The 22492-nt window shown below is 52.3% G+C and carries 18 protein-coding genes; 8 read left to right on the top strand and 10 right to left on the bottom strand.

Annotated features, from left to right (window positions below; translation table 11 throughout):
- Window positions 1-47: 47 nt before the first annotated feature.
- A complete protein-coding gene (locus KIH39_RS12175; RefSeq protein WP_213499791.1) occupies window positions 48-3947 on the bottom strand; it encodes a DUF1559 family PulG-like putative transporter in 3900 nt (1299 codons plus the stop codon).
- A 132-nt stretch (window positions 3948-4079) separates the two neighbouring features.
- Here KIH39_RS12175 and KIH39_RS12170 point away from each other — a divergent pair, with 132 nt between their 5' ends.
- Window positions 4080-5405: a nucleotide sugar dehydrogenase gene (locus KIH39_RS12170; RefSeq protein WP_213499789.1), complete on the top strand. Its 1326-nt coding sequence runs from the start codon at window positions 4080-4082 to the stop codon at window positions 5403-5405.
- A gap of 163 nt (window positions 5406-5568) precedes the next feature.
- Window positions 5569-5946, top strand: a complete 378-nt coding sequence (locus KIH39_RS12165) for a hypothetical protein (protein ID WP_213499787.1) — start codon at window positions 5569-5571, stop codon at window positions 5944-5946.
- A 101-nt stretch (window positions 5947-6047) separates the two neighbouring features.
- Here the strand turns inward: KIH39_RS12165 and KIH39_RS12160 are convergent, their stop codons facing one another.
- Window positions 6048-7049 (bottom strand): alpha/beta hydrolase, encoded by a 1002-nt coding sequence (locus KIH39_RS12160; RefSeq protein ID WP_213499785.1) that lies wholly within the window; start codon window positions 7047-7049, stop codon window positions 6048-6050.
- A 116-nt stretch (window positions 7050-7165) separates the two neighbouring features.
- Window positions 7166-8659, bottom strand: coding sequence for a hypothetical protein (locus KIH39_RS12155; RefSeq protein ID WP_213499782.1), 1494 nt, complete (start codon window positions 8657-8659; stop codon window positions 7166-7168).
- A gap of 137 nt (window positions 8660-8796) precedes the next feature.
- On the opposite strand from KIH39_RS12155, the gene KIH39_RS12150 reads away from it, so the two are divergent.
- Window positions 8797-10374, top strand: a complete 1578-nt coding sequence (locus KIH39_RS12150; RefSeq protein ID WP_213499780.1) for a flavin monoamine oxidase family protein — start codon at window positions 8797-8799, stop codon at window positions 10372-10374.
- On the opposite strand, the gene KIH39_RS12145 is transcribed toward KIH39_RS12150, so the two are convergent.
- Together KIH39_RS12145 and KIH39_RS12140 are read right to left on the bottom strand one after the other, a co-directional pair.
- A complete protein-coding gene (locus KIH39_RS12145; RefSeq protein WP_213499778.1) occupies window positions 10292-12742 on the bottom strand; it encodes an ABC-2 transporter permease in 2451 nt (816 codons plus the stop codon). The two genes, KIH39_RS12150 and KIH39_RS12145, sit on opposite strands and share 83 nt — an antisense overlap.
- Before the next feature lie 191 nt (window positions 12743-12933).
- Window positions 12934-13806, bottom strand: a complete 873-nt coding sequence (locus KIH39_RS12140) for a DUF1559 domain-containing protein (RefSeq protein WP_246539672.1) — start codon at window positions 13804-13806, stop codon at window positions 12934-12936.
- A 208-nt stretch (window positions 13807-14014) separates the two neighbouring features.
- On the opposite strand from KIH39_RS12140, the gene KIH39_RS12135 reads away from it, so the two are divergent.
- The 4 genes from KIH39_RS12135 to KIH39_RS12120 all read left to right on the top strand — a co-directional run bounded on the left by KIH39_RS12135 (window position 14015) and on the right by KIH39_RS12120 (window position 16893).
- Complete coding sequence (locus tag KIH39_RS12135) at window positions 14015-14755, top strand: hypothetical protein (protein ID WP_213499776.1); 741 nt, start codon at window positions 14015-14017, stop codon at window positions 14753-14755.
- A 288-nt stretch (window positions 14756-15043) separates the two neighbouring features.
- On the top strand, window positions 15044-15616 hold the full coding sequence (locus KIH39_RS12130; RefSeq protein ID WP_213499774.1) for an RNA polymerase sigma factor: 573 nt from the start codon (window positions 15044-15046) through the stop codon (window positions 15614-15616).
- A gap of 3 nt (window positions 15617-15619) precedes the next feature.
- Window positions 15620-16390 carry a hypothetical protein gene (locus KIH39_RS12125; RefSeq protein ID WP_213499772.1) on the top strand — a complete coding sequence of 257 codons (771 nt, stop codon included), beginning with the start codon at window positions 15620-15622 and terminating at the stop codon, window positions 16388-16390.
- Window positions 16390-16893, top strand: a complete 504-nt coding sequence (locus KIH39_RS12120) for a hypothetical protein (RefSeq protein WP_213499770.1) — start codon at window positions 16390-16392, stop codon at window positions 16891-16893. Before KIH39_RS12125 ends, KIH39_RS12120 begins: the two co-directional genes overlap by 1 nt.
- A 6-nt stretch (window positions 16894-16899) precedes the next feature.
- Here KIH39_RS12120 and KIH39_RS12115 read toward each other — a convergent pair whose 3' ends face one another.
- Entirely contained in the window at window positions 16900-17472 is a 573-nt protein-coding gene (locus KIH39_RS12115; protein ID WP_213499769.1) for a suppressor of fused domain protein, read from the bottom strand.
- A gap of 209 nt (window positions 17473-17681) precedes the next feature.
- Between KIH39_RS12115 and KIH39_RS12110 the strand changes: the two genes are divergently transcribed.
- A complete protein-coding gene (locus KIH39_RS12110; RefSeq protein ID WP_213499768.1) occupies window positions 17682-18422 on the top strand; it encodes a 3-keto-disaccharide hydrolase in 741 nt (246 codons plus the stop codon).
- Here the strand turns inward: KIH39_RS12110 and KIH39_RS12105 are convergent, their stop codons facing one another.
- The 4 genes from KIH39_RS12105 to KIH39_RS12090 are packed head-to-tail and all read right to left on the bottom strand — an operon-like array spanning window position 18423 to window position 22349.
- Entirely contained in the window at window positions 18423-19130 is a 708-nt protein-coding gene (locus KIH39_RS12105; protein WP_213499767.1) for a DUF4956 domain-containing protein, read from the bottom strand.
- 59 nt (window positions 19131-19189) lie between these two features.
- Window positions 19190-19555, bottom strand: a complete 366-nt coding sequence (locus tag KIH39_RS12100; RefSeq protein ID WP_213499766.1) for a VOC family protein — start codon at window positions 19553-19555, stop codon at window positions 19190-19192.
- Window positions 19556-19591: 36 nt separating this feature from the next.
- Window positions 19592-21103, bottom strand: coding sequence for a hypothetical protein (locus KIH39_RS12095; protein ID WP_213499765.1), 1512 nt, complete (start codon window positions 21101-21103; stop codon window positions 19592-19594).
- 7 nt (window positions 21104-21110) lie between these two features.
- The gene (locus KIH39_RS12090) at window positions 21111-22349 is read right to left on the bottom strand and encodes a glycosyltransferase family 87 protein (RefSeq protein ID WP_213499764.1); all 1239 of its coding nucleotides are present in this window, start codon (window positions 22347-22349) and stop codon (window positions 21111-21113) included.
- Window positions 22350-22492: the final 143 nt, after the last annotated feature.

The raw sequence follows: 22492 nt of genomic DNA, 5'->3' as shown, positions 1-22492 counted from the left end.
AAAAGCCACGATTATTCATCGTGGCTCTATGTGGGTGCTTTGAGAACTTAATTCTTGGGCTGTTCGAGCTTCACAGAGTTCATGTAGCGTTTGATTTCCGCTTCGGTTGCCAGATCGGAGAAGCGGATTCGAACCCGGACCTTCGTGTTGTTGAAGAGATAAATCCGGTTGACCGAATTTTCCACTTTCTCTTTCTTGTCCTTATCCACCGTGGTAACCCGCATCCGGAATTGCAAACCGTGCAATTCATTCGTTAGAACAGGTTCCATCTGATAGATCTCCACTCCGGGCCGCTTCATCGATTCGATTTCTTTCTCGACCTTCTTGCCATCGTAGTCGTTTGCGGGGTATTCAGTACCGCTGACGATTTCGACTTCGAACTGAGCCCCTACCTTGTTGAAACGATCGCGATAAACGAACAGTTTCTGGAACGGATTGGCGGCCGAGGAAAGTTGCTCGGGAGTAGCCGGCATTTCGAGGGTGACTTTGGTACCCGACTGCGAAAGTTCGAAGGGTTGCCAACCGCGAACGAACTTGGGCTCATCCGTTCTGATTGAGCTGAAAAATGTCTCGATATCGGTATCCTTGACTTGTCCGATCGGTACTTCCAGAATCACGACTTTACCCGCAGAGATAAACATCAAATTTGCATAACGGCCTTTGGCCATCTGCAATTCGAAGCGGCGGCAGTTCTTATTGCCGTATTTCTTCTTTTCCACTTTCTCCGGGGCGATCGCTCGTTTGGACAGGGCTCCCATCAAGCGATCCAGATCCGCTTGATTATCACCGTCGAGGGCCAGGATGAAATCGGTCGGAGCAATGTGAACGGTGAAGATGGGGTTATTGATCGAGGGACAGCTGTAAAAACTTTCGATTACTATACTTCTACCATCCTTGATATCTTCACTTTGAATGCCGCCTGGCGTTCGAACTTTCAGATAAACCTCTTTAATTTCATGTTCGCGCCAGTCGGACAAAACCGATTCCCCCGCTCGCAAGTTGCGAACGTTGGCTTTGATTTCGACACCTTGGGGATCTTCCTTGGGGGCAGCCTGATCGAGATCGGCAAGCTTCTCTCCCCCCTTGTAGGTCACCATTGCTTTGAAGACATCATCAGAGATATTGGAAGTGATGTAGCGGACCGAACCATCAGCCATCATCGCATAGTTTCCAAATCGTTGATCGGGTTGCATGACTCGGAAGGGAGCCATGCTGTTCGTTTCAGGAACTCCCTGTACCGTCGTACCGCCGCCGCGAATCCAGGGACGCGGAATATTTGGAGCCACCTGCATTACAAAGATCGTGTTCGCAGCGCCGTCACCATTGACGATGTCCGCGAATTTGGTCTTGCGATCGTAGCCGAAGATTCCCAGTTTCTTGGCATTCTCCGGAGTATCCGGAAGATCTGCAGCATCGAGGCCGATACCGGAGAGGCCCACAAAGTGCGTAGCCCCCAGGTCCTGATGCCGAACGCTAGGCAGTTCCACTCGCCAGGTGTTACTGGGCTGAGCCGGACTTAGGAATTCCGGAATCCAGCGAACGCCTGCTTTGAGGTTCGAGGAGTGATTCCAAGGAAGATCCCGGAAAATATCCCGGGAGAGAGCATCATAACCGAGAGCGGGAAGAAGTTCGCACATCCAGCTGACTCGCTGATCGGCCGGGAAAGGCAGCATGAAGCGGTCTGGATTGGATTTTCGCGGGAAAGCCCCGTATGGAAATTCGCCGACTCGCTGGAATTCCTTCAGAGGCTTGGCCAACGATGTCCAGTGAGCTCGCTGGGCCAGTAGGATGGCTTTCGACCGCTGCTGATCCACTTTACCATCAAGAATAGCTGCGATTCGGGCATCGAAAATATTTCGCGACCAGTCGATTTCGACGGTCAGGGTAACAACTCGACCATTGCTGGTAAACTCCACGGTAGATCCATTCGGGTCTTGGTTGTCCCCGCCATTGGGTCCACCACCGTTTCTATTGGGGACGCCAGGACCTGGAGGAGGACCGCCGGGAATTCCAGGGCCACCCGGACCACCGGGAGGGCCGCCCGGACCAGGAACTTGGGGCGAGCCTTTACCTTGCAGAGGATTCTCTAAGTCCGGACCCTGACCCTGATCCGGATTTGAATAGGATTGCGCATTACTTCCAGGACCGCCTTGACCCGGTCGGCCAGGACCGCCCGGACCTCCGGGGCCGCCCGGGCCACCCGGCACACCGGGACCGTTGGGGAAGCCGCCTGGGCCGCGGCCGCCGCCATTTTGCTTCACTTTAATGTTGAATTCTGATTCGATCAAAGCGGCGATCAGCGGTTTGAGAAATTGATTACCCGCCGCCGCAATTTTCTGAGCGACATCATCTTTGACATTCTGTTCCAGCAATACGCTTAAAGCCGCCCGTTTTTGATCAATCTCCTTCAGAACGAATCCAAAGACGGGGGTGCTTTTCTTCACGAGGTCGGAATCACTGCCTGGTAAGAATTGATTCTTCACCACGCCCATGGCCGCTCCACCCAGGCCGGAGAGATCCGGCAGAGAGAAGGCACAACTGGCCACGACTCCGGTGGGGGAATCTTCCAATCGATTCATCATCAATTTCAGCGTGGGAGAAATCGTCAAATAGCTGGAATTGTTTGTGTAATTCTGAACGTTGTTTCCCCCTCTACCACCGGGCCCGCCAGGTCCGCCCGGGCCTCCTGGACCAGGAAATGACTTCGGTCCTGGAGGTGCGGTCGGACCTCCACTTCCGGGTCCTGGAGGTGGCGTTGGGCCTCCGCTACCGGGACCCTGAGGAGCGCCACCGCCTTTGCCACCGCGACCAGAACCTTCGGAATCATCCCCAGCCGGAGCATTGGAATCGGAAAGAGCGCCGGTGCTTAAAGTCGATTTGGTCGAAGGTTTCAGATCATCCTTGAGAAACTTCGTGACAACCGATTCATCGCCGACCACTAAGGTTGAGGTGTCCACGAGGAAAGCGGCGATCTTGCGATCGGGAAGCCCATGGAACAATTTGAGATCGGAGTCGCCCAGATTATCGTTGACAATGTCCTGAACATAGGCCGCCAGCGTTTCGATGAGCGGATTGTACTTAATCAGGCTGTACTTGTAATTTCGAACGGAGGAATGACCGGGAGCGAGACCGAGAGAATTTCGGACCTTCACCGGATCGAACGGAGTCGAGCTTCGGACGACGGTAAAGCTCCATCCTTCGATGGTGTGTGCACCGACGACGACTTCCTTGATCTTGTCTGCCGGGATCCCCAAATTCTGATAGACGAAGTCCTTAGTCTTGGTCTCGGAAGCAAAAAGCCGATTGCCGATCGGGCTACCATAAAACTTGTTCATGTTCAGATGGAACACGAATTGAGTTTCATTAGGTAACAGATTTGTAGGATCGCCGCCTGAAGAAGCCGGAACGGAGGGATCCGATTGAGCGGTCGGTGTGGAATTCGCAGGCGGTTCGGTCGGAGCCGCAGGAGTTTCTGTAGCCGGAGGCTGTTCATTCGAGGGGTTCGAACTGGGCGTTACAGCGGGTCTGGGGGGCGGTGTACTCGTAGAGGTCTTATTGCTCGCAACCGGTTTATCTTCGCCGCCGAACATTCCCATGGCGTAGGCGCCGATAAGCAGAATAACAGCTAAACCTCCGAGGCCGCCGCCGACCAACATCATATTGTTCGAACCGGCTTTTTTCTTCGCGGGCTTCGCTTCTCCTCCCTCTTCCTCGTCTTCATCGCGACGGGGGAGGGGTTTACCCTTGCTGGAATTCTTGACGGGAGCTGCTTTCTTCTCGGTTTTCTCTTCTTCGTCGTCGCTTGGAGAAGCAGCCGGTTGCTCGACTACGAACCGATACTTGCATTTAGGACAATCAATTTTTTTGCCAACCAGCGAGTCGTCCTTGATGGGAACTGACGCCTCACAACTGGGGCACTGCTGTTTGAAACCGCTGCTCACGGCCATGTGCGGCTCTCCATTTGAGCACTAAAATATGCAAAGGGAATAATATTCTTATCCTTAGTTTACTGAAAAAGCCTTAGGGAATGCAAAGAGATTTCTATTGCCAAAGACGAAATCCAGGTTAATTCAGCAAATATGATCCATCCGGCCTGTTCCACTCTCCTGGACCGATTAATCACCCGACAAGCCCATGTGGGAATCATCGGCTTAGGTTACGTTGGTTTACCTCTCGCAAGAGCCATTCAACGGTCGGGATTTCCTGTTGTCGGCTTCGATACGGACATAAATAAGGTTCAATCGTTACAGGCCGGACAATCCTACATTCAAACCATTTCAAATGACGATGTTCGGCAAATGCGCGCGAGCCGGTTCGCAGCGACTCACGATTTCGACCAGCTTCGCGAACAGGATGCAATTATCATTTGCGTTCCCACTCCGCTGACGCCGGCCCGGGAGCCAGATCTCAGTTACATCACCCGTTCCAGTCGCGAGATCGCTCAAAGAATTCGTGGCGGCCAATTAATTGTCCTTGAGAGTACAACTTATCCGACCACGACGCGAACCGTGGTTCTGCCGCTCCTCGAGGAAAGTGGCTTAAAGTGCGGCCTGGATTTTTTGTTGGCCTATAGCCCCGAGCGTGAAGACCCCGGCAGTCGGACGCATTCCATCTCTCAGCTTCCCAAGGTAGTGGGTGGAATGGATCCAGTGTCTCTGCAAGCCGCCTGCGAACTTTATCGGGGGGTGGCGGCCGAAGTGATTCCGGTTTCTTCGCCCGAGATTGCGGAAGCGACAAAAATCCTGGAGAATACCTATCGCGCAGTCAATATCGCGCTGGTGAATGAGTTGAAAATTCTGTACGACTCGATGGGGATCGACATCTGGGAAGTGATTGCCGCCGCCAGGACTAAACCCTTTGGCTTTCAGGCGTTCACTCCCGGTCCGGGACTGGGTGGGCATTGCATACCGATCGATCCGTTCTATCTGACCTGGCTGGCTCGCCAGCACGGGCAGAGTACCCGGTTCATCGAACTGGCGGGTGAAATCAATACTCGAATGCCTCTGTTCGTTCTGGGAAAATTGATCGATGCCCTGAACGCCGAGCGGAAACCACTTTCCAACAGTCGAATTCTGCTGATTGGCATGGCCTACAAGAAAAATGTCGACGATCCGCGCGAATCACCCGGCTTCGAGTTGATGCATCTTCTCCAGGAACGCGGCGCGATTGTGGAATATCATGATCCGCATATTCCCGTATTACCTCGGATGAGGAAGTATTCTTTCGAGAAAATGCATTCGGTGGAACTGACTGCATTCACTGTCTCTCGACAAGATGCCGTTCTCATTGTGACCGATCACGATCTGATAGACTGGCAGTTGCTCGCCAACCATTCCCGGCTCATTCTCGATACTCGTAATGCGATGGCAGGGCTGAACGGTCCTGCTCGGATTGTAAAGGCATAGATTCTCTAGGAGAAGTTGCCAAGGCTACTCCACGTATTAGGTAATCCATCGAGATTGCCGGACATTTCCTGGTCGATATGTTTCACCGTGCATAACGCGGATATAACAAATTGAGTGGCGACCCCGAGATTCCCGCTTATCGCTCTTCGATGAGGAACTGAGTATGGTCGGTAAAATCGCGATGTGCCTGATGACGCTTGCATTTTTTACCGCGGCGGACAACGCCCTTAACCCCGTGGAAGCCCGCAAAAAAGTGGGTAGCGAAATTACTCTCAAGATGGATGTCAAAGTCACCAAGGATCGACTGGAGGCTCGTGGTGAAATATACATGGATGCGGAAGAGAACTTTCGAGATGAAAAGAATTTCGCAGTAGTCATCACAAAAAAAGGTGCGACCAGCCTTAAGGATGCAGGGATCGAGAAGCCTGCGGACCATTTCAAAGATAAGAAAATCGAGGTAAAGGGGACTGTCAAAGAGGTGGATGGCGTCCCTCGAATCGAAATAGACGACGCCAAGCAGATCAAAATCGTCGAAAAGTAGCTTTATCCGTTTTTTCAGAAGTTCTCATTTTCGAACAGGAGGTTGCGGGGATTGCACCCTCCCATCCTCAAATGACTAACGCACATGCCTACACGAAAACCCTATTTATCCTTGGATTTTGGGGCCTCTTCGGACTTGGTCGCGCCCTTAAATAACGATCTTTCGACTTTGTCCTTCACGTCGATTGAAACTTTTTGATCCCGCCAGAGCCAGCGCATCATATCCGGCAGGATGGCTCCGCCTTGTTTGGTACCATGCAGGCCAATGCCCCAAGTATAGTTCACGTCGTATCCTTTTTTGGTCATGGCATCGGCTAGACGAACGTTCTGATAGAACCAGTCACGAGTTTGATCGTAGCTTCCGTTACGGCCTTCGCCGCGATTGTCATTCCGGCCATCCTGGAAGAAAACCCGAATCGGCTTTTTCTCGCTCTCGGCGACCCTTTCCGGATAGACATGTCCGCCACGCAGATTCACGAAGCTACCGACAATGCTCAGCACTTTTCGAAATTCGTTCGGTCTCTCCCAGGCGACCATGAAGGCGGCAATCGCACCAGAGCTAGCCCCGCCGATTCCCCGCTGTTCGGGATTTTTGGAAATGTTGTATTCCTTGTTCAGGACCGGCATGAGTTCGTCGCAGATGACTCCGGCATACTTGTCGTCCGGCGTGTTGTATTCGGTCGGCCGGTTGGTGGTGCGGTCTCCCCACTCGCGAGGATTGGCCTCGGGTTGTTCGGGTTTTTTGCCGGGATTGATGAACACGCCGATCATTACCGGAATCTCTCGGCGATGGATAAGGTTATCCATCACATTTTGAGCCCGGATATCTCCTTTCTCGTTCATAAAAGCCTGGCCGTCGTTGAAAATCATCAGGCTGGCCGGTTTGGCTGGATCGTACTGGGCGGGGACGTAGACCCAATAAGTGTGGGCCGTGCCGGGATAGACTTTGCATTCCACTTTGAACGGGCCGGAGATTTTGCCGTGGGGCACGCCTTCGGTTTCGAGGGAGTCCGGGCCAAGTTTGTAGAAACTGTCGAGATTCTGAGCCATCAGGGGAGATTCGAAGAAACTCAGTGAGAGCAGAAATAAAAGAACGCGCTTCATGAAGGACCTCGGGAGAGTATGCGAACGCGGCAAGCAAAAACCGCGTTTAAGTTTAGATGAGTTTATCAGGGGAGTCGGGCGATTGCAAATGGCTCCTGATTTGGAAGAATTGGCCCTTACTTGGAAGGCGCCTTCCCTCGAAGTTCCGGATTCCAGAGGCGGAAGCCGATATCGGTGGGATTAATAACATTTGCGTTTTCCGGGCTAGGATCCGAAAGTTTTTTCTCCACTTTGGGCAGTACATCTCCACCGTCATCTATTTGATTCTCGCCCACACTGTAGAGGATAATTCCATCAACCACTTTTTTGTAAACCATTGGCTGGCCTGTAAAAGGATCTTCGAAGGATTCAGACAGGAATTGTGGAACCAAATCATCCAGATTTTCCGGCCATTTACCTTTGGTAAGCCGGTATCGTTCGCACGCGACGCCTATGATTGCGGTTCGGAGTTGAGCTATCCAGCGTAAATAGGCGAACGCCAATCTTTTGAAGTTCGGGGCATATACCCGAGTCAGTAGGAATCGCATTCTATTGTAATCCGTTTTTTTTGTTACTACGGAGTCAAACCATTCAGAGTATTTATTCGCATTATCAAATACCAGATCGATGGGTAAGTTGCTAATGTCGAGGCAATTTTCGAAGACTTCTAGTAGCCGAGCCTGATCACCGAGCGAATAGGGGCGATAGTTTAAGCCCGCGAATCCTTCAAGAGGCAGGCTCTTGATCCTATTGTTCGCGGACTCATCCTGCTCAGCAATTCTGCGTAGCATAGTCCAAATAAAGCCGCGCTCAAATCGGAGAGCCTGAGCAAAAATGTTTTCTGTCAGATCTTCCTCGAAGAGATTCTGAATAGTTCGTAAATCGGCGTCTTTGGAAGTAGCTTCCGCAAGGATTTCCTGTGTTAGTTGAGCCTGTCGCACATTCAATGCTAATCGAATTAGCATACAGATTATAAGGGGGTCTTGTTCATTAGATCTTGCAAGGTTGTGAATTGCCTTCATGTCTCGAACGGCCAATTCGAAACGCCGGTTGTGAACTTGAATACGAACATCCCATTCCAGAAAAAAATTGATAGCTCGAGTGTCTGACACTGTTTGAATATTAGTCTCCAGCAGATCATAATTGTATTGAATCGGATGTCGTCCCTCTGGGCGATCTGCCATAGCCCGAGCCAACTGAATTGCTTTTTCTCTGTTCCCTAGATAACCACCTGCCCAGTCCAGTACTTCAAAGGGTAGCGGAGCGGGAAGAGTGCGATATCTCTCAGGTTCTGGAGCATGGTGATCAACTAATCCATTCTCCAAATCAAAATTATCGCGAGCAAACCCTTTCGCTACATCGAATTTGCGGGGATAAATCGCCATAATTTCTTTCTGTAACGTGTAGCAGTTCTTTTCATCAGGCACATCTTTTCTAGCAGCCAGCAGATCCTCCCAGCGCCAGCCCGGATCTGTCTCATCGAGGTGCTTTGTTATCTCATCGTAAGCGGCTTGAGATTCCTTGAAAATAACGTGTCGGCTGTAGAAAATCTCAAAAGCGGTTGATGCGAGGACAACGAAGAGAGTGATTAAGAACCATTTCAGAAACCGCTTACGTAATAGCCAACTCATTCCCAGCTCCAGCGATGATAGCCCAGGCGGAATTTAATTCGCGCAAAATGATTATCAAATTTTCTATGGAATAACGCAGTTTCGAAAGAGGTTCTCTAAAACAATTCCAAACCGGATATGGAACACCTGACACTCTCATGGATAACCCGTCAAACCCTGACTCCGCATCGCACGAACTCAAAGACAAAACTGTTCCATCAGTTCCCTCCGTCGCCGTCATCGGGGCGGGAGTGGCGGGTCTGACCGTCGCCTACAAACTTGCACTTGCCGGCTTGAAAATAACGCTCTACGAAGCTTCTCCGAGAATTGGCGGCCGCATTCTCACCGACTACGAAGCCTTCAAGTATCAGAAGCAGTATTGCGAAAAAGGGGGCGAGTGGATCGACAGCACGCACCACGATATTCGCAAACTCGCCCACGAACTCAAACTCGATGTGCAGGACATAACCAAGAAACGCATTGGCGACGAACTCTTTTACTTCGGCGGACAGTTCTACGGGCCGCGCGATTTTCTCAACTTCAACCGCGAAAAAAATGTAACCGAAGGGGAATATGTTCAACTGGCCCGTTACATCGGCCGCGATCGTCGGAAGGCCCGGGTCAACCCGGCCTACGCCAAGCAGTTGGACGCACTGACTATCGACGATTACCTGTTGAAAGCGCAGGATCAAACAAAAGCTCCCAGCTGGGTCATCGAAAGTATTCGCATGTCTTACAAAGGGGAATTCGGCACGGAGACCAACGAACAAAGTGCGATGCTGCTCATCCAGCAGATCGGCACTGGTCTACGCCGTCCGTTCGAAGTGTACGGCCCCAAACAGGACGAATCGCAACGTATTCGCGGTGGAAATTCCAAACTCATCGAGGCACTTTTTGCTGTTCTGAATCAGAAGAAGGTGAAATTCTTTCCCGCGCATACTCTGGTGAAGATCGACTATAAAGGAGCGTCTGGCCGGCATAAGGTCTACGTGGAATTGCGGCATAACGAGAGGAGAAAGACACGGAATTTCGATTATGTTGTCCTGGCGTTACCGTTCACCAAGCTTCGCGAAGTGGAGGGACTGGAAATTCTTAAAGAAAGGGGTTTCCTAAGTCCCGGGAAATATCAGGCGATTCAGGAAATCGGCTACGGCAACATCCTCAAGATCATGCTGGGAATGAACGGCGAGCCCTGGAGAAATAATCCCCGTTTCCCCCTTCCTACCAATGGAAGTTTTCGAACCGATAACCCCTACCTTCAAAATACCTGGATCACCAGTGTGGGGCAGACCGGGACAGACAGCATTCTGACGATTCTGGTGGCTGGGCACGAAGCAAAGCAACCCATCGATACCATCGCCCGCGAATGCCGCAAAGCGACGGTACATCTGTTTCAGATGAGCGAGGACCAGTTGTTCAATCATCGGCACTCGTCGCATATCTGGTCGGAAGATGAATATGTCCGAGGCAGTTATTCGGCCTTCCGTCCGGGGCAATATACGACGCTGCGCTTGTGGGCAGGAACTCCGGAATGCGAGGAACGATTAGGATTTGTCGGCGAGCATACCGACCCGGAATTGTACGGTTATATGAGCGGGGCGGTACATTCCGCCACGAAAGAGGCGGAACGCATTCTGACCCGGATTCGCAAAACTAGCTCGGGTTCTGCTGACTCCGGACCCGGCGCAGCGCCTCTTCCGCTTCCCAACGTAGCGGATGCTCTGGGTAGCCGGTGACGTTTTCGTAGTACTTCGCCGCCTGAGGCAATTGCCCGCTGGCTTCATAGGCCCGACCCAGATCGTACATGGTATCCGCGCCCGCTTTAGGAGCACTCTGGTACTCCTTGAAACAGGGAATCGCCAGATCGGGCCGGTTATACTCCTCCAGATAAAGCTTGCCGAGTTGCTTCACCGTGAAGTACCACCAGTCAGATTCTTCCGAACCGCTCGGTTTCATTTCCCGAACATCTTCGAGCAGTGCCAGCCCTTTTTCCCGTTCGCCCTTGCGTAAACAGCAACGAGCTTCCTGCACCAGGGTGGTGAGATCCTTGGGCTTGGCCACTCGAGCCAGTTGAATCAAATGCTGCGCCCAGTCGAGGAGATCGGCCGATTTGCTATCCAGAAGTTGCCGGGATTTTGTGATACAGTAATTGACATCGAAATAGGTTTTGACGTTTTCCCACACACTCCGAAGTGTTTCCGGCTCCAGCGAATAGTAGTAGCGATCTTTCCGGGCCAGGAGATCGGCGTCGGAAGATTTGTAGATTAAGGCCTTTTCGTTCACCCGCAGCGCGTTGAGAACATCCTTCTTTTTCTCGTACATTTCCGCGAGTTGTCGAAGAGTTTCCACTCCGCTCTTCTCGTAGTGGCTGTAGACGCTGTAAGCAGCGATGGCGGAATCATAGTCTTCAATTGCCGCCGCTTCATCGGCCATTTTCTTGACCTGGGCGAAGTAGATTTCCTGTTCCGCGGGTGGAAAATTACTCGGCCCGATTTCCGTGCCCGCATCCTTGCTGCGTACCCGATAGGCCTGAGCTTTTGAAGGCAATTTCTGTTTCTCGTAAGTGTCGATGATTCTTTGATAGAGCGAGGGGGAGCGTAGTGGCTGGCCGTGCAGGGCGATACGAGTATAGTCGATGCCGCGCTCCCAGCGAACCGAATCTTCCAACAGCGGCAGCCCGAGTTGTTCGCAGTAGCCGTAATCGAAATTCTCGAGAGGACCATCAATGGCCATCGGGCCGTAGTCTGCTGCGGTTAAGCCGTCGTAGAGCAACTGACGAAGCGTAAGAGCATTCCCGTCGTTGGGGTTGGCTTGCAACTCTCTTTCGACTGCCTGGAGGGCTTCGACTCTTCGTCCCGGCTGGGAAAGTTGCGGCTGGCCGACCCGCTCCTTCATCGCGGGATGAACCAGCAGTACCAGTTGCCAGGCGCCAAAGAGGATCGCATCCCGATTCGGATCGGGTTTCTTCCACGAAGCGGGATCGAGAAGGCGAGTCAATAAACCGCTGGCTTGGTCATATTCCTTCTGATGCAACGCTGCGACGGCCCGGTAGTAATCGACCTGAGCCTGCATTCCAGTCGAATGCTTCTCGATCAAATCGAGGAGCTTCTGGACTTCCGAAAGCTGCTCGGCCGTGGGAGCTTTGCCGGAAACCAACAGATGAGCCACCCGTTCCAGGCAGAGTTCGAGATCGAGAAGCTGCAACGCTTCCGGATCCTTGGCAAGCTGAGCGGGATCGATGGTGCGATGCAGCCGGTAGAGGCCACGTCGCGCTAATTCGTTTTTAGGGTCGAGCTGGAGTGCCCGGCGGAAGCTCAGTATCGAGGGTTTTATCTGTCCCAGTTCCAGGAAGCTGTAGCCCCGAAGGGAATGCTTGAAGACTCGCAAGCCGGGCAGAATGCGAATGGCGTAGATGCTGTAGATCAAGAGAGGAATCAGAAAGCCGAAGGTGGCGACCTTGATTGGACCTTTTTGAGGAAAGGTCTGCAGAATCAACTGAATGCCAATTCCCAGCACGGAGCAGAGCGCGGCAATTTCCACTTCCGACTCCTCGGCCATACCGGTGAACACCAGAAAGTAGAAAAAAGGCACACCAATTAAAAGCAGTATGCCCAGCATGAACTGCTTTTCGTCCGATTCGGCAAAATGCCCCTCATCGAGCCACCAAAGGACTCCAGCGAAAATGGCCGCTCCAACCGCTAGCGCGAGTACGAATCGAGTGAGATTGTCATGGATTTTGCGCAGTTCGCCGAGTGCCAGACCGATGGCGGCCCCGCCGCCGACACAGTAGAAGAAAACGGTTTCATCCACTTCGGGGTTGCGAACCCAGATGGCTCCGGCGAATAATCCCAGAATGACGCCCGCGTAGATCGATAGTGGATTTTCCAGGAGGATAAACAGGGCGTAGGCAACGAACTTCCCTTGAAACTGTCGAAGGTCTTTCAGATGTCGGCCGATGGCGACCAGAATTCCAACGATCAGACCGCCGGCCAGACAGGCCGCGACGATTCCGGTTCGGGACCAGTCCAGACCTTCCAGTGCCACGAAGAGCAGAAGGCCCAGAAAGATCCCTTTGAGCATATATTCGGATTGCTTCCAGCGCATAAGCGGGTTCGCTTGGTTTTTGGCAGTAAGTTTCACTGCGGGATATTCTAGGAAATGGCTATCCGGAACTCGATGCCGGATATTCGGCGAAGCGAAGGTGCGAAAATGGCCTGTGGATTGGAATCGCGGTCCTGTTTCCAGGTGCGATTCCCAGGTAATGATTTCTTAGTCGAGTGGGCTCTTCACGGCAATTAATAATCGGTGAGCGGGAAGCCATCGTTCTTGAAGTAGAGCAGTTGCAGCGTGTAAGTGTAGCTGGAACCGGTCGGCGGCGTTAAAGCCCCGCAGACGCCATGGTAGGCGGGATCGCTGGCGAGGCTGTCGCGCAGGAAATGAACGGATCCATCGCAGAACACAAAGTTGGCCCCGCCGGTATGGAGGCTGGACCACGCATAGCGGGTGCAGGTCGAGGCGTCGGCCCCGACGTTGTATTTCGTGTTGATGGGCCAGTTGGGACGACCGATCACCGAAGCAACACCGCTAAAGTTGGTGTTGGAGTTGCTGACGCGGCCAGCCCAGGTGGCCCCGACCTGAAATTGCATATCGCGCTCGCCGGCCATGATGGTATTGCTGGTCCCGTCGGTGATGGAATTCATCAGAATCGCCGACCCTCCATCCGAAACCTGTTCGCTCACCACGTAATTGCTCTTCGCATATCCGCCGTAATTACTGTTGATGGTCGGGCTGGGATCGGAAGGGCAGAGGTAGATGGGAACAGGCATCGTGGTGAAGCTGTTCAAGGAGAGATTATTCACCGTGGGGTTCAGGTTTGTGTAAAGGTTTCCCTGTTCGATGTAGGGCAGTATCCAAGTCGACCAGGCCCAGTTTGTCGTATTTGGCGCTTTCGAGAAAGCCGGGGGGTAATAGCCATAGGTGTCGGTGTACATCATCGTGGCGAGTCCGATTTGCTTGAAGTTGTTGAAGCATTTCGTCCGGGCCGCGGCTTCGCGCACCTTCTGCACGGCCGGGAGTAGCAGACCGATCAGGATAGCGATGATAGCAATTACTACGAGGAGTTCGATCAGGGTGAACCCTTGGCGATTTTTACGAACAGCTTTGAACACGCACATCTCCAATGACGGTAATTTTAAAGGAGTATTTATGGAGAGAGTAAGGCCCGGAGCCACAAGGAATCCTATTAAACGGGATCAGTAACCGCATTCGCAAGAAGAAAAGGTGAAAACTGCTGGCAAAGTCCCGGGTGGGAATTGTATAAACCTCATTGGAGATATTGAAAGACCTCTGATTTTTATCTCACGGCAGGATTCCTTCATGCGATTAATTGCCATGCTTTTTGTATTGGTTTCCGTTTCTCTGTGCTGCGCTCAGGGAGAAGAAGAAGCTCGAAAAATCGTGCGGGCCGGTATCGAGAAAATTGGCGGCCTGGACAAGGTCACGAGCTTGAAATCTGGTGTCTGGAAGACCAGTGGCGTCTTCCAGAATAAGCAATCTCGCGGGGAATTTCGCGGCGAGCTGCCCGGCCGATTTCGGCTGGATAGCACGAGAATTGTCAATGGGGAGACGGTGAAATCGGCCCGGATCGTCGATGGTAAGAAGGGATGGACGATCCTGGGAAATGAAGTGAAGCCGATGAGTGAGGAGCAGGTGGCCAGCTTCCGAAATTCCTTTTACCACAAACAAGTCGCCAACACCTTGCTGCCATTGTTGGACAAGGAATGCAGTCTCTCCAAACTTGGAACCGTCAAAATCGATGACGAACCGACGACAATTGTCAAGGCGACGCGCGAAGGCTATCCCGATCTGCTGCTGTTTTTTAGTGATAAAACCGGTCTGGTTGTGAAGTCGTTCATGAACGAGAAAAATGAGGTTTCCGGCAAGGAAAAGAAGGTGGAAATTTTTTACAGCCAGTTCAAGGATTTTGGAGGCTTCCATATGGCCAGCCGGGTAAAGACCATTCAGGATGGCAAGCCGTTTCAGGAAGCGGAAATCACCGAATTCAAAGCTAGTTCAGAACGTTTGCCCGAAGGCACCTTTGCTCCGGCAAAAAAATAAAGATGAGTTCATGTTTGAGCGGAATTTTCCGGTCTTTACCCGATCGTGCGGAAAGTCGGACATCAAAAGGGCATTTCGAAAACTTATTTGAGGAATCGGGCGCCAACGGATTTCCGATAGCATGTGTTTGATGGGCAGGAAGTGCAGTAGACCAGGGACCGAATGCGGTTTCGCTGGACAGGCGCATCCAACGCGGGTTATCGTGGAAAATGGTTGTTACAGCGGCGAACTTCCGTTTGTTTGCCTGTACCGATTAGCCCGACCCCGTATTGGAAGGACAACGGGCGCGTGAGCAGCGAGCCACTGACTGCTGCCAATGAGGAAACTCGACTGATCTTGGCTGCTCAAGCCGGGGATAAGAGCGCTTTCACCAGTCTGGTCAACACCTACTGGGACCGTTTATACCGTTGGCTGGTGCAAGTGACGCGAGATAGTCACGCGGCGGAGGATCTGGCTCAAGAGACTTTCCTGAAAGCCTTCAGCCGTTTGGATCGATTCACCGCGGGAAGTAATTTCCGGGCTTGGATCTTCCGAATCGCCCATAACAATTGGGTCAATTTGCAGCGGGTCAACCGCAAGCAGAAAGCGGAGCTTCCGGAAGAACTCTCCGAGTGGGAGCCGGGGCCCGATCAACGGGCTCAAGATAGGGATGATCTCAGAAGTCTGTTGAACGATGTCGCCAAACTGGCACCCGATTTTCGAGCGGCGATCATGTTGCGTGCGGAAGGAGAACTCTCCTTCAAAGAGATTGGCGAAGTGATGGGAGTACCGGAGGAGACCGCCCGGTGGCGAGTTTTCAAAGCTCGACAAAGACTGGTGCAGATGCAGGAAGAGCGGGAGAACTCGAAAACCGAGAAGTGACTTATGGACTGTAAGAAATTCCAGAAATCGGCCTTGCTGCTGTTGGATCCGACCCGCCTCGATTCCAATCTCCGCTCGCACCTTGCCGGCTGCGAAAAATGTCAGCTCTGGCACCGCAAAGCCGTATTGATCGAACGTAACTTAAATCGGTTGCAGGTCCCTTCCCCAACTCAGGGCCGAAAAGAGCAATTGATTCAAAAATTGCAGGAACCCGCTGAAATCTCATTCGACTTCAGTCCGGCGACACCAAACCCTGCGAAACGGTCCCATCGGGGCTCTTGGGCCGCCCTGGCGGCCTCCGTTGCGATTTTCGGCGGAATCTGGCTTTTCAGTACTCGTCCGCAGGCCGTGGCCTCCCTGCCGAATGACCCTCTTCTGGATTCGGTCATTCAATGCAATGTTACTCTGGCTGCCGCGAATTCCACCAACCCGGAAAAAAAGCTGGAATCGTTGGCGGAGATGGCTCGCCAACTTGCCAGCCAGATGAACAGTATTGCCAAGGTTGATCCAACCGGGAAGAACCTGGTTGCTCTCGCCCGGCTCTATACCAAAGTCGTTCAAAACGGACTTCTGGAGCAGGCTCCGGAATTGAATGAGGGAGATAAAGTTCGTCTGCTCAAGAAACTGAAAGACGAATTGACTCAGACAAGTAATGAAGCTCTCGAACTCTCCGCGGAGGTGCCTCCTTCGGCTATTGCCTCTTTCAAACAGTTATCTTCGACGGCAAAGATGGGAGCGGAACGGATCAGCCGCATTTTGGCAGGGCAATCTTGATGATGCGGTATAGTGCTACTCTGTTGATTCTCGCGAGCTTGAGTCTTTGGGCCGGCGCTCAAAGCCCGAAATCCAGGCCGCGCGTGGATGAACAATTGAAACTTTTCGAACGCAATCAGGTCATGATCGAAAAGTTGATCGACGGCAGCCTGCAGATTTCCCGGAGCCGAGATGCCTTGAGCAAATCCAAGGCTTACGAGGAAATTCTCAAAGAGATGCAACAGGAGATCAAGTTGGCCGCTGCCGGACAGGAAACTTCCCGGCTCAAAGAATTGGTCACCCATCTGGGTACTGTGCTGTTGCAGGGCTTGGTTCCCAATCTCGAAAACGCTCGGAAGTCGATCGCTCCGGGCTCGCAGGATGAAAAGGCTCTGTACGCGGTTAAGAATTCCACCGGTGATGTTGTAAACAGTGTTTTGAAATCGATTCCAGAAAACTTCGAAGGCAAAGACGCCCGGAAGAAGATTCAGGACGCTCGCGATTTTGTTGATGCCGTCAAATGAGTTCAATCAAACGGCGAGAACCGATTTCCGCCGCCATTCTGTAAAAGGGTAGACCTTTTGCTTTTTCAAAGCTCGAATTAACTCGTTCGTCCGACCCAGTTGGCACCAATCCAATTCGTCGCTGGTAATTCCCATACATAACAGGACGCCCGCTTTCTGATCCAGCACAGTTAGGTCTGCGTATTTCAGAAACAATAGTGCGGTCACGGTGGAGCCGACGGGGGCGGCGCGTTCGATATTCATCGTATCGCCCGGTTTCAAGCGATCCTCGCACGTGTAAACGGCCAGCTTGGAAATGAGATTGGGGCCGATTTCGGATTCGCCGCGATGGCACATCATCAATTCGTAGTTGCCGACTTCCGTCGGTAACTGTTCCTGCGATCCAATGAGATCCGCCGTGACGTAAACGACGCCGTCGAGATGGTGTTTGAAGACCAAAACATCAGCTACACCACCTACATCGAAGGGGATGAGGGAGTGGAAGACCTGCTCATCCTGCGGTCCAAAGACCTCTTCCAGGGCTCGCAGGCGGTTGTCCCACCAATGTTGCCAATCATGTTCCACGACTAGAGTTTTCATCGGAGGCTTCCCGGTTGACTATATGACGAGTCAACTCGGCTAATAGAACAATATTTTATCCCATTTCATTCTTCGCTTAAAGTCGTAAAGCGTTCAGTTTTTATCCAGAAATTGTTGGTATTTTTTCTCAAGTCTGTTGAGATTTGCTGATTATCGCATTTTGGATTAAAATCGGTTTTGGCCGGTTGGTTATTCTTCAGGACGTCATCATGAAAAACCTAGGTCTGGTTTGGGCTCTTACCTTGTTCGGTCTTTCCACTACAGCAACGGCGGAAACACCCTGGCTGGATTTGCTGAAAGAGTCGAATCTCAAAGCCTTTAAGCCCAATCGGGCCAAGGAGGGGGATTATCTTTGGGCCGAAGCCGTCCAACTCGATGAAAAATCGATGAAGACGATCCTCGCTACCGGACGAGGAGCGATTTTAGTGAATGGTACCAAGGGGCGATCACCCGACCTTTACACCGTCAACGAGTACGGTGATCTGGAAGTCGAAGTTGAGTTTATGATTGCCAAAGGTTCTAACAGTGGTATCAAATTTCACGGTTGGTACGAGGTTCAGATTCTCGACACCTTTGCCAGCAAGAAACTCTCCGGAGATTCCATGGGGGGAATTTACCCCCGTGCGGAGGATAAGCCGAGCTACCACCACATCGACGACGGCATCCCACCCCGGGTGAACGCCGCGAAACCGGCTGGGGAATGGAATAAGCTAACGGTGATATTTCTTGCTCCGCGATTCGAAGCCCAGGGTAAGAAAATCGCCAATGCCAAGATCGTGAAAGCGATCCTCAACGAGCAGTTGATCCACGAAAACCAGGAGATGAAAACGCCCACCGGGAGCAACTGGAACAAGGCAGAGAGGGCGAAGGGGCCTTTCATGCTGCAAATGGATCACGGGCCGGTGGCATTTCGGCAGGTCCGGATTCGAGAATATTCCGCTGGGAAGTAGTTAATTGTCTTTGCGCTGCTTCAATTTGACTTTTTGTATGAAGCTGAGCGTTTGAAGCTCGCCCATCAGAAGCTTGATGGATTCGCCTGTTTCCCGCATTCGCAGTGCATACTGCAATTCGATGTGCGTCCCTTTGCCATTGCGATCCATGGAAATCAGTTGAACCATCAGGGCATGTTTCTCCAGCAAAGGTTCCAAACTCTTTTTGGGATCTTCGCTGGCGAGCTGACGAATCTCGATGATTTCGCCGTTTCGGCGGGGGGGGCGACCCGTGCGAAAAATCCAAGTGGTGAGAAACAAAAACGGTAGAGTCACCACGGCGACGATGTAGAAACCGGCGCCGGCCGCTAACCCCATGGCCACGGCTGCGATGACAAAAGCCGTGTCGCGAGTGTCTTCGATGACAGTTCGAAAACGGATGATGGCCAGAACGCCGGCGAGACTGAATGCTCGAGCTAGACTATTACCGATTACCAGGGTGACCATGGCGATCAGAACCGACATCATCACCAGCATGGCCAGAAGGCTGGATTTGATCGCGCGGCCCCGATAATGAGAGAAATAAGCGATTCCCGCGACGGTCGCCCCCAGTATGAATGCTGCGCCGAGGTGCTCGAACATCTCGCCGAATAGCTCCAGAGGCGTCTTCCCGCTCGTGTGTATCGTTTTCGAGACGAACTCAGAACCTTCTTTCAGCATATCATCCATAATTTATCCAAATATTGGCTATGCAAATCCAGTAACGAAAGCCAATCCGTCACCGCCTGTTAGCTCACTCGCTTCGCATCGAAATGCGGATTTTCGATAATCCCAAAGCTGTTATCGAAGGGGTCTAAGACGGTTCCTACGCGAATACCGTCACCCACATCGTGAACAGCTTCCAACATTGTCGCACCCAGAGAGAGCAGCTTTTGCATAGCTGAGGGAGCATCCTTGACACCCCAGTAGATGGTAGGGCCCTGGGAACCGGGCTGTCCATCCGGAACTAAGCCTAGCTCAAACCCGCCGACGTTATAGCCGACGTAGAAAGGTTGGTCGAAGTAGGGCTCCTTGGCCAAAACTTTCGAATAGAAGGCTTTGCCTGCTTCCAGATCCGGAACGGGGTAAGTCGCGGTTCTCAGTCCAAGTATCATGACGAGCACTCCGAAAAGAACTGTCAGGCTCAGAAATTACTTTCTGCGATACAAACTAGCTGACTGGCCCCTTTGAATCAACACCCAAGCATCGCTATGAGAAAAATATTGATCGTAGCCGGAATCGGTTCGAGGCATCGCATAAGGGAATTTTCCAAAGCGGGCTTCCCATTTGGCGATGTGCCCGGCTGGGTCGTCGTACTCACCTTGAACGAAATCGAGCAGGAAATTATCGGTCGGGCTGGTGATGAACAATTCGCAGCGATCGTCGATGAAGACTCGCATCTTCGGATGATACTGAATCAGGTACCCGCCGTGTATGAATTCGTTGAAGATATCCACCGGCTCCGCATGCTCGTTTTCAATCTTCGATAGATTTTCTTCCAGGTCGACCGGCCAGAGCGTCGGCTCGAGTTGAGCCCAATGGCTGCCAATTACGGGAATATCCGCTTTCTGAGATTGCACCGACAAGCAGAGAATCCAGACTACAAGCGGAATCGCCAGCCAGAGCATGGAAGATTTTTTTGGCTCATCGGCCGGAGGCATAAACCAGTCACTGCCCTGAGACACGAGTCGTTTGGCCCAGTAGGTTTTTGGAAAGAAATCCGCGATGGCTAGAATTCCTATGATCGAAAAAAGCGGCGCGTGCCGAACTCTCGACATGCCGAGATAGAACCAGACTAGCGGCAGCAACCAGACAATCCGAATCTCCTTTCGGGGAACTCCCGCCAAAAGGAATAGGTAAATAGCGGCGAAGCCGACGATGGCCCACGTCGGTAATTCGTCCCAACCGGGCGGCGCGTGCTCCTTGATTATCTGTGGCAGAGCGGAAGAGGCCATGATAATCCGCCAGGTGTCGGCAAGTCTCAAACCGTAAGGCGTGGCAAACATCGTTAGCCCACCGAAAATGCAGACCAAAATCAAAATAGGCCATTGCTTGCGAAGCCGGGGAATCCAGAGGATCCAACCCCCGGTTGCCAGAATCAATGTGGCCAATCCCCCCAACATTCCGCCGTGCAGGTTGGTCCAAAGCAGGAATAAGGGAACCAGCCACAAAAGCTTCTTCACGGAAGTCCGACCAGCTTCTACCGCGCAGAGTAGCGAATACGTGATCGCCATTCCCAGCATCGTGAATAAGTGAGGCCGAACGTGAAAATGAGAGGAACTGGCGAATATCGCGAAGGCCAGAAGCATCCCGGCCACGGCCGGGTGCAGGCCGCCTTGGCGAATCACTCGCCCTCCAAGCCAGGCAAAAAGGGCGGCTAGTAAAACTACCGCTGTGACCAGCAAAGAATCCAATCCTCCGAGTTGGCTGAGTTTCGCCATGCCAATTTCGGAAAGCCACTGGTAAGGAATCCAGGGATCGTTTGCAAAGGTGAACGTGTAGGGATCGCGATCGATGAAACTATGTGTTTCGAGGATCTTTTCACCTGTCACGGTATGCCAGAAGGTGCCGGGATCGCGTAAAAAACGGCTCCGGCCCCCGATCATCAAGGCCAGCCAGAGCACCAGAAAGAAAAGCGATTCGATACTGAAAAATCTGCGCATATTTAGGTCAATCGATCTGGGACAACACGGGGGCCGAAGAGGAAATTATGCGACGTAAAAGCAGATAAGCTGTCAATATCGTCGGCCCGGCCCAGAAAAACCAGAAAGAATACGCTTTGAAGGCACTCATGAGGGCCATGGTCAGAGTAATGGCGATAAACAGTCCAGCCGAAAGAAAGATGTTTCTGCGGCTAGAATTGCGATCAACGCCTGCCGCGATTTCGATCACGGCCGAAAGGAGAATTAGCAGATCGTAGGGCCAAGCCCCGTAGGCCGCGGTGACGAACGACACCAGTAACACCAAAGGCAACTTATCGCGCCAATTCCAGTTTAGAGATTTTTGTCGCGCGGCAAAATAACAGAGCCAGAGGAGGCCAAGGAGATTCGGTACGAACTGCAGTTTGAAATTCCGTTGCAAGGGGGTATAGATCGATTCCGTCGGCTCTTCGAAGGGAATCCGCAGTAGAGTGCCCAGCGTCGGGGATTTGAATTGCTCGGGAGGCCGGTTCCCCATCGCGTCCAAATATTGATGGAGGACTTGCGAATTCAAGGCCAGTGGTATCAAGGTGAAAACAATGCCCGTACCCACGCCCCCGGCGATGATTTTCCAACCGCGAGGATGGAAGAAACTGTACCCCAGAAGCACCGGCCAAAAGAGATATACCAAATGCGGCTTAATGGCCATCAGCACTCCGGCCGCCCCGGCGAGATAGCACCAGTTTTTCTGCTCGAAGTAGAGAAATAGAGTTGCCCCGAGCAAGATCCAACCGCTGATCTGCCCGGAACTGATGCAGTAAACCGTCGGCATGTAAACGAACGAGAGTGCCAGAGCCAGCCACCAATGATTTGATCGTCCACCATACAATCGCCACAGCAGGAAGGCACAACCTCCGACGATGCCAAAGTTGATCAACATCCAGACTAACTGTCCCAGTCGAGCGGGAAGCATTCCCAGAGGCATGGCAATCGTCAATGTCCATGGCGGATTCCACATCATGACGGCCCGTTCGCGCGGCGTGGGTCCGAACTCGTCCATGTCCTTGCGGTTGGCTTCAAATCGTTCCAGAGGGTAGAGCAACTCCGGATCATAAGGGTTCTCGCCGTGCAAGTTCAACTTGCCAGCTGCCCAATACTCCACGAAATCATCGGGCGGGAGTACATCGGGATCATTCCAGAAGGCACTCATCCGCCAGCCGATGATTCCCAACAATATGACCAACGCCAGGATGTTCAGAATTGAACGCATAGCACTCGCGATTCCGCATTTAAAATTAAAATCAGAATTCGTTTTACCGAACCCGCACTTCCTAGACTGGAAGCATAGTACCATCCCAGAAATGCGGCGGTCACCAAGTAAGACCTTAACTCTAAGAGTCTTCGGGTTAATGA

It is taken from the genome of Telmatocola sphagniphila, from assembly GCF_018398935.1.
Lineage (GTDB): Bacteria > Planctomycetota > Planctomycetia > Gemmatales > Gemmataceae > Telmatocola > Telmatocola sphagniphila.
The sequence above is the reverse complement of the archived record's forward strand: the minus strand, read 5'-3'. Positions and strand labels throughout refer to the sequence as shown.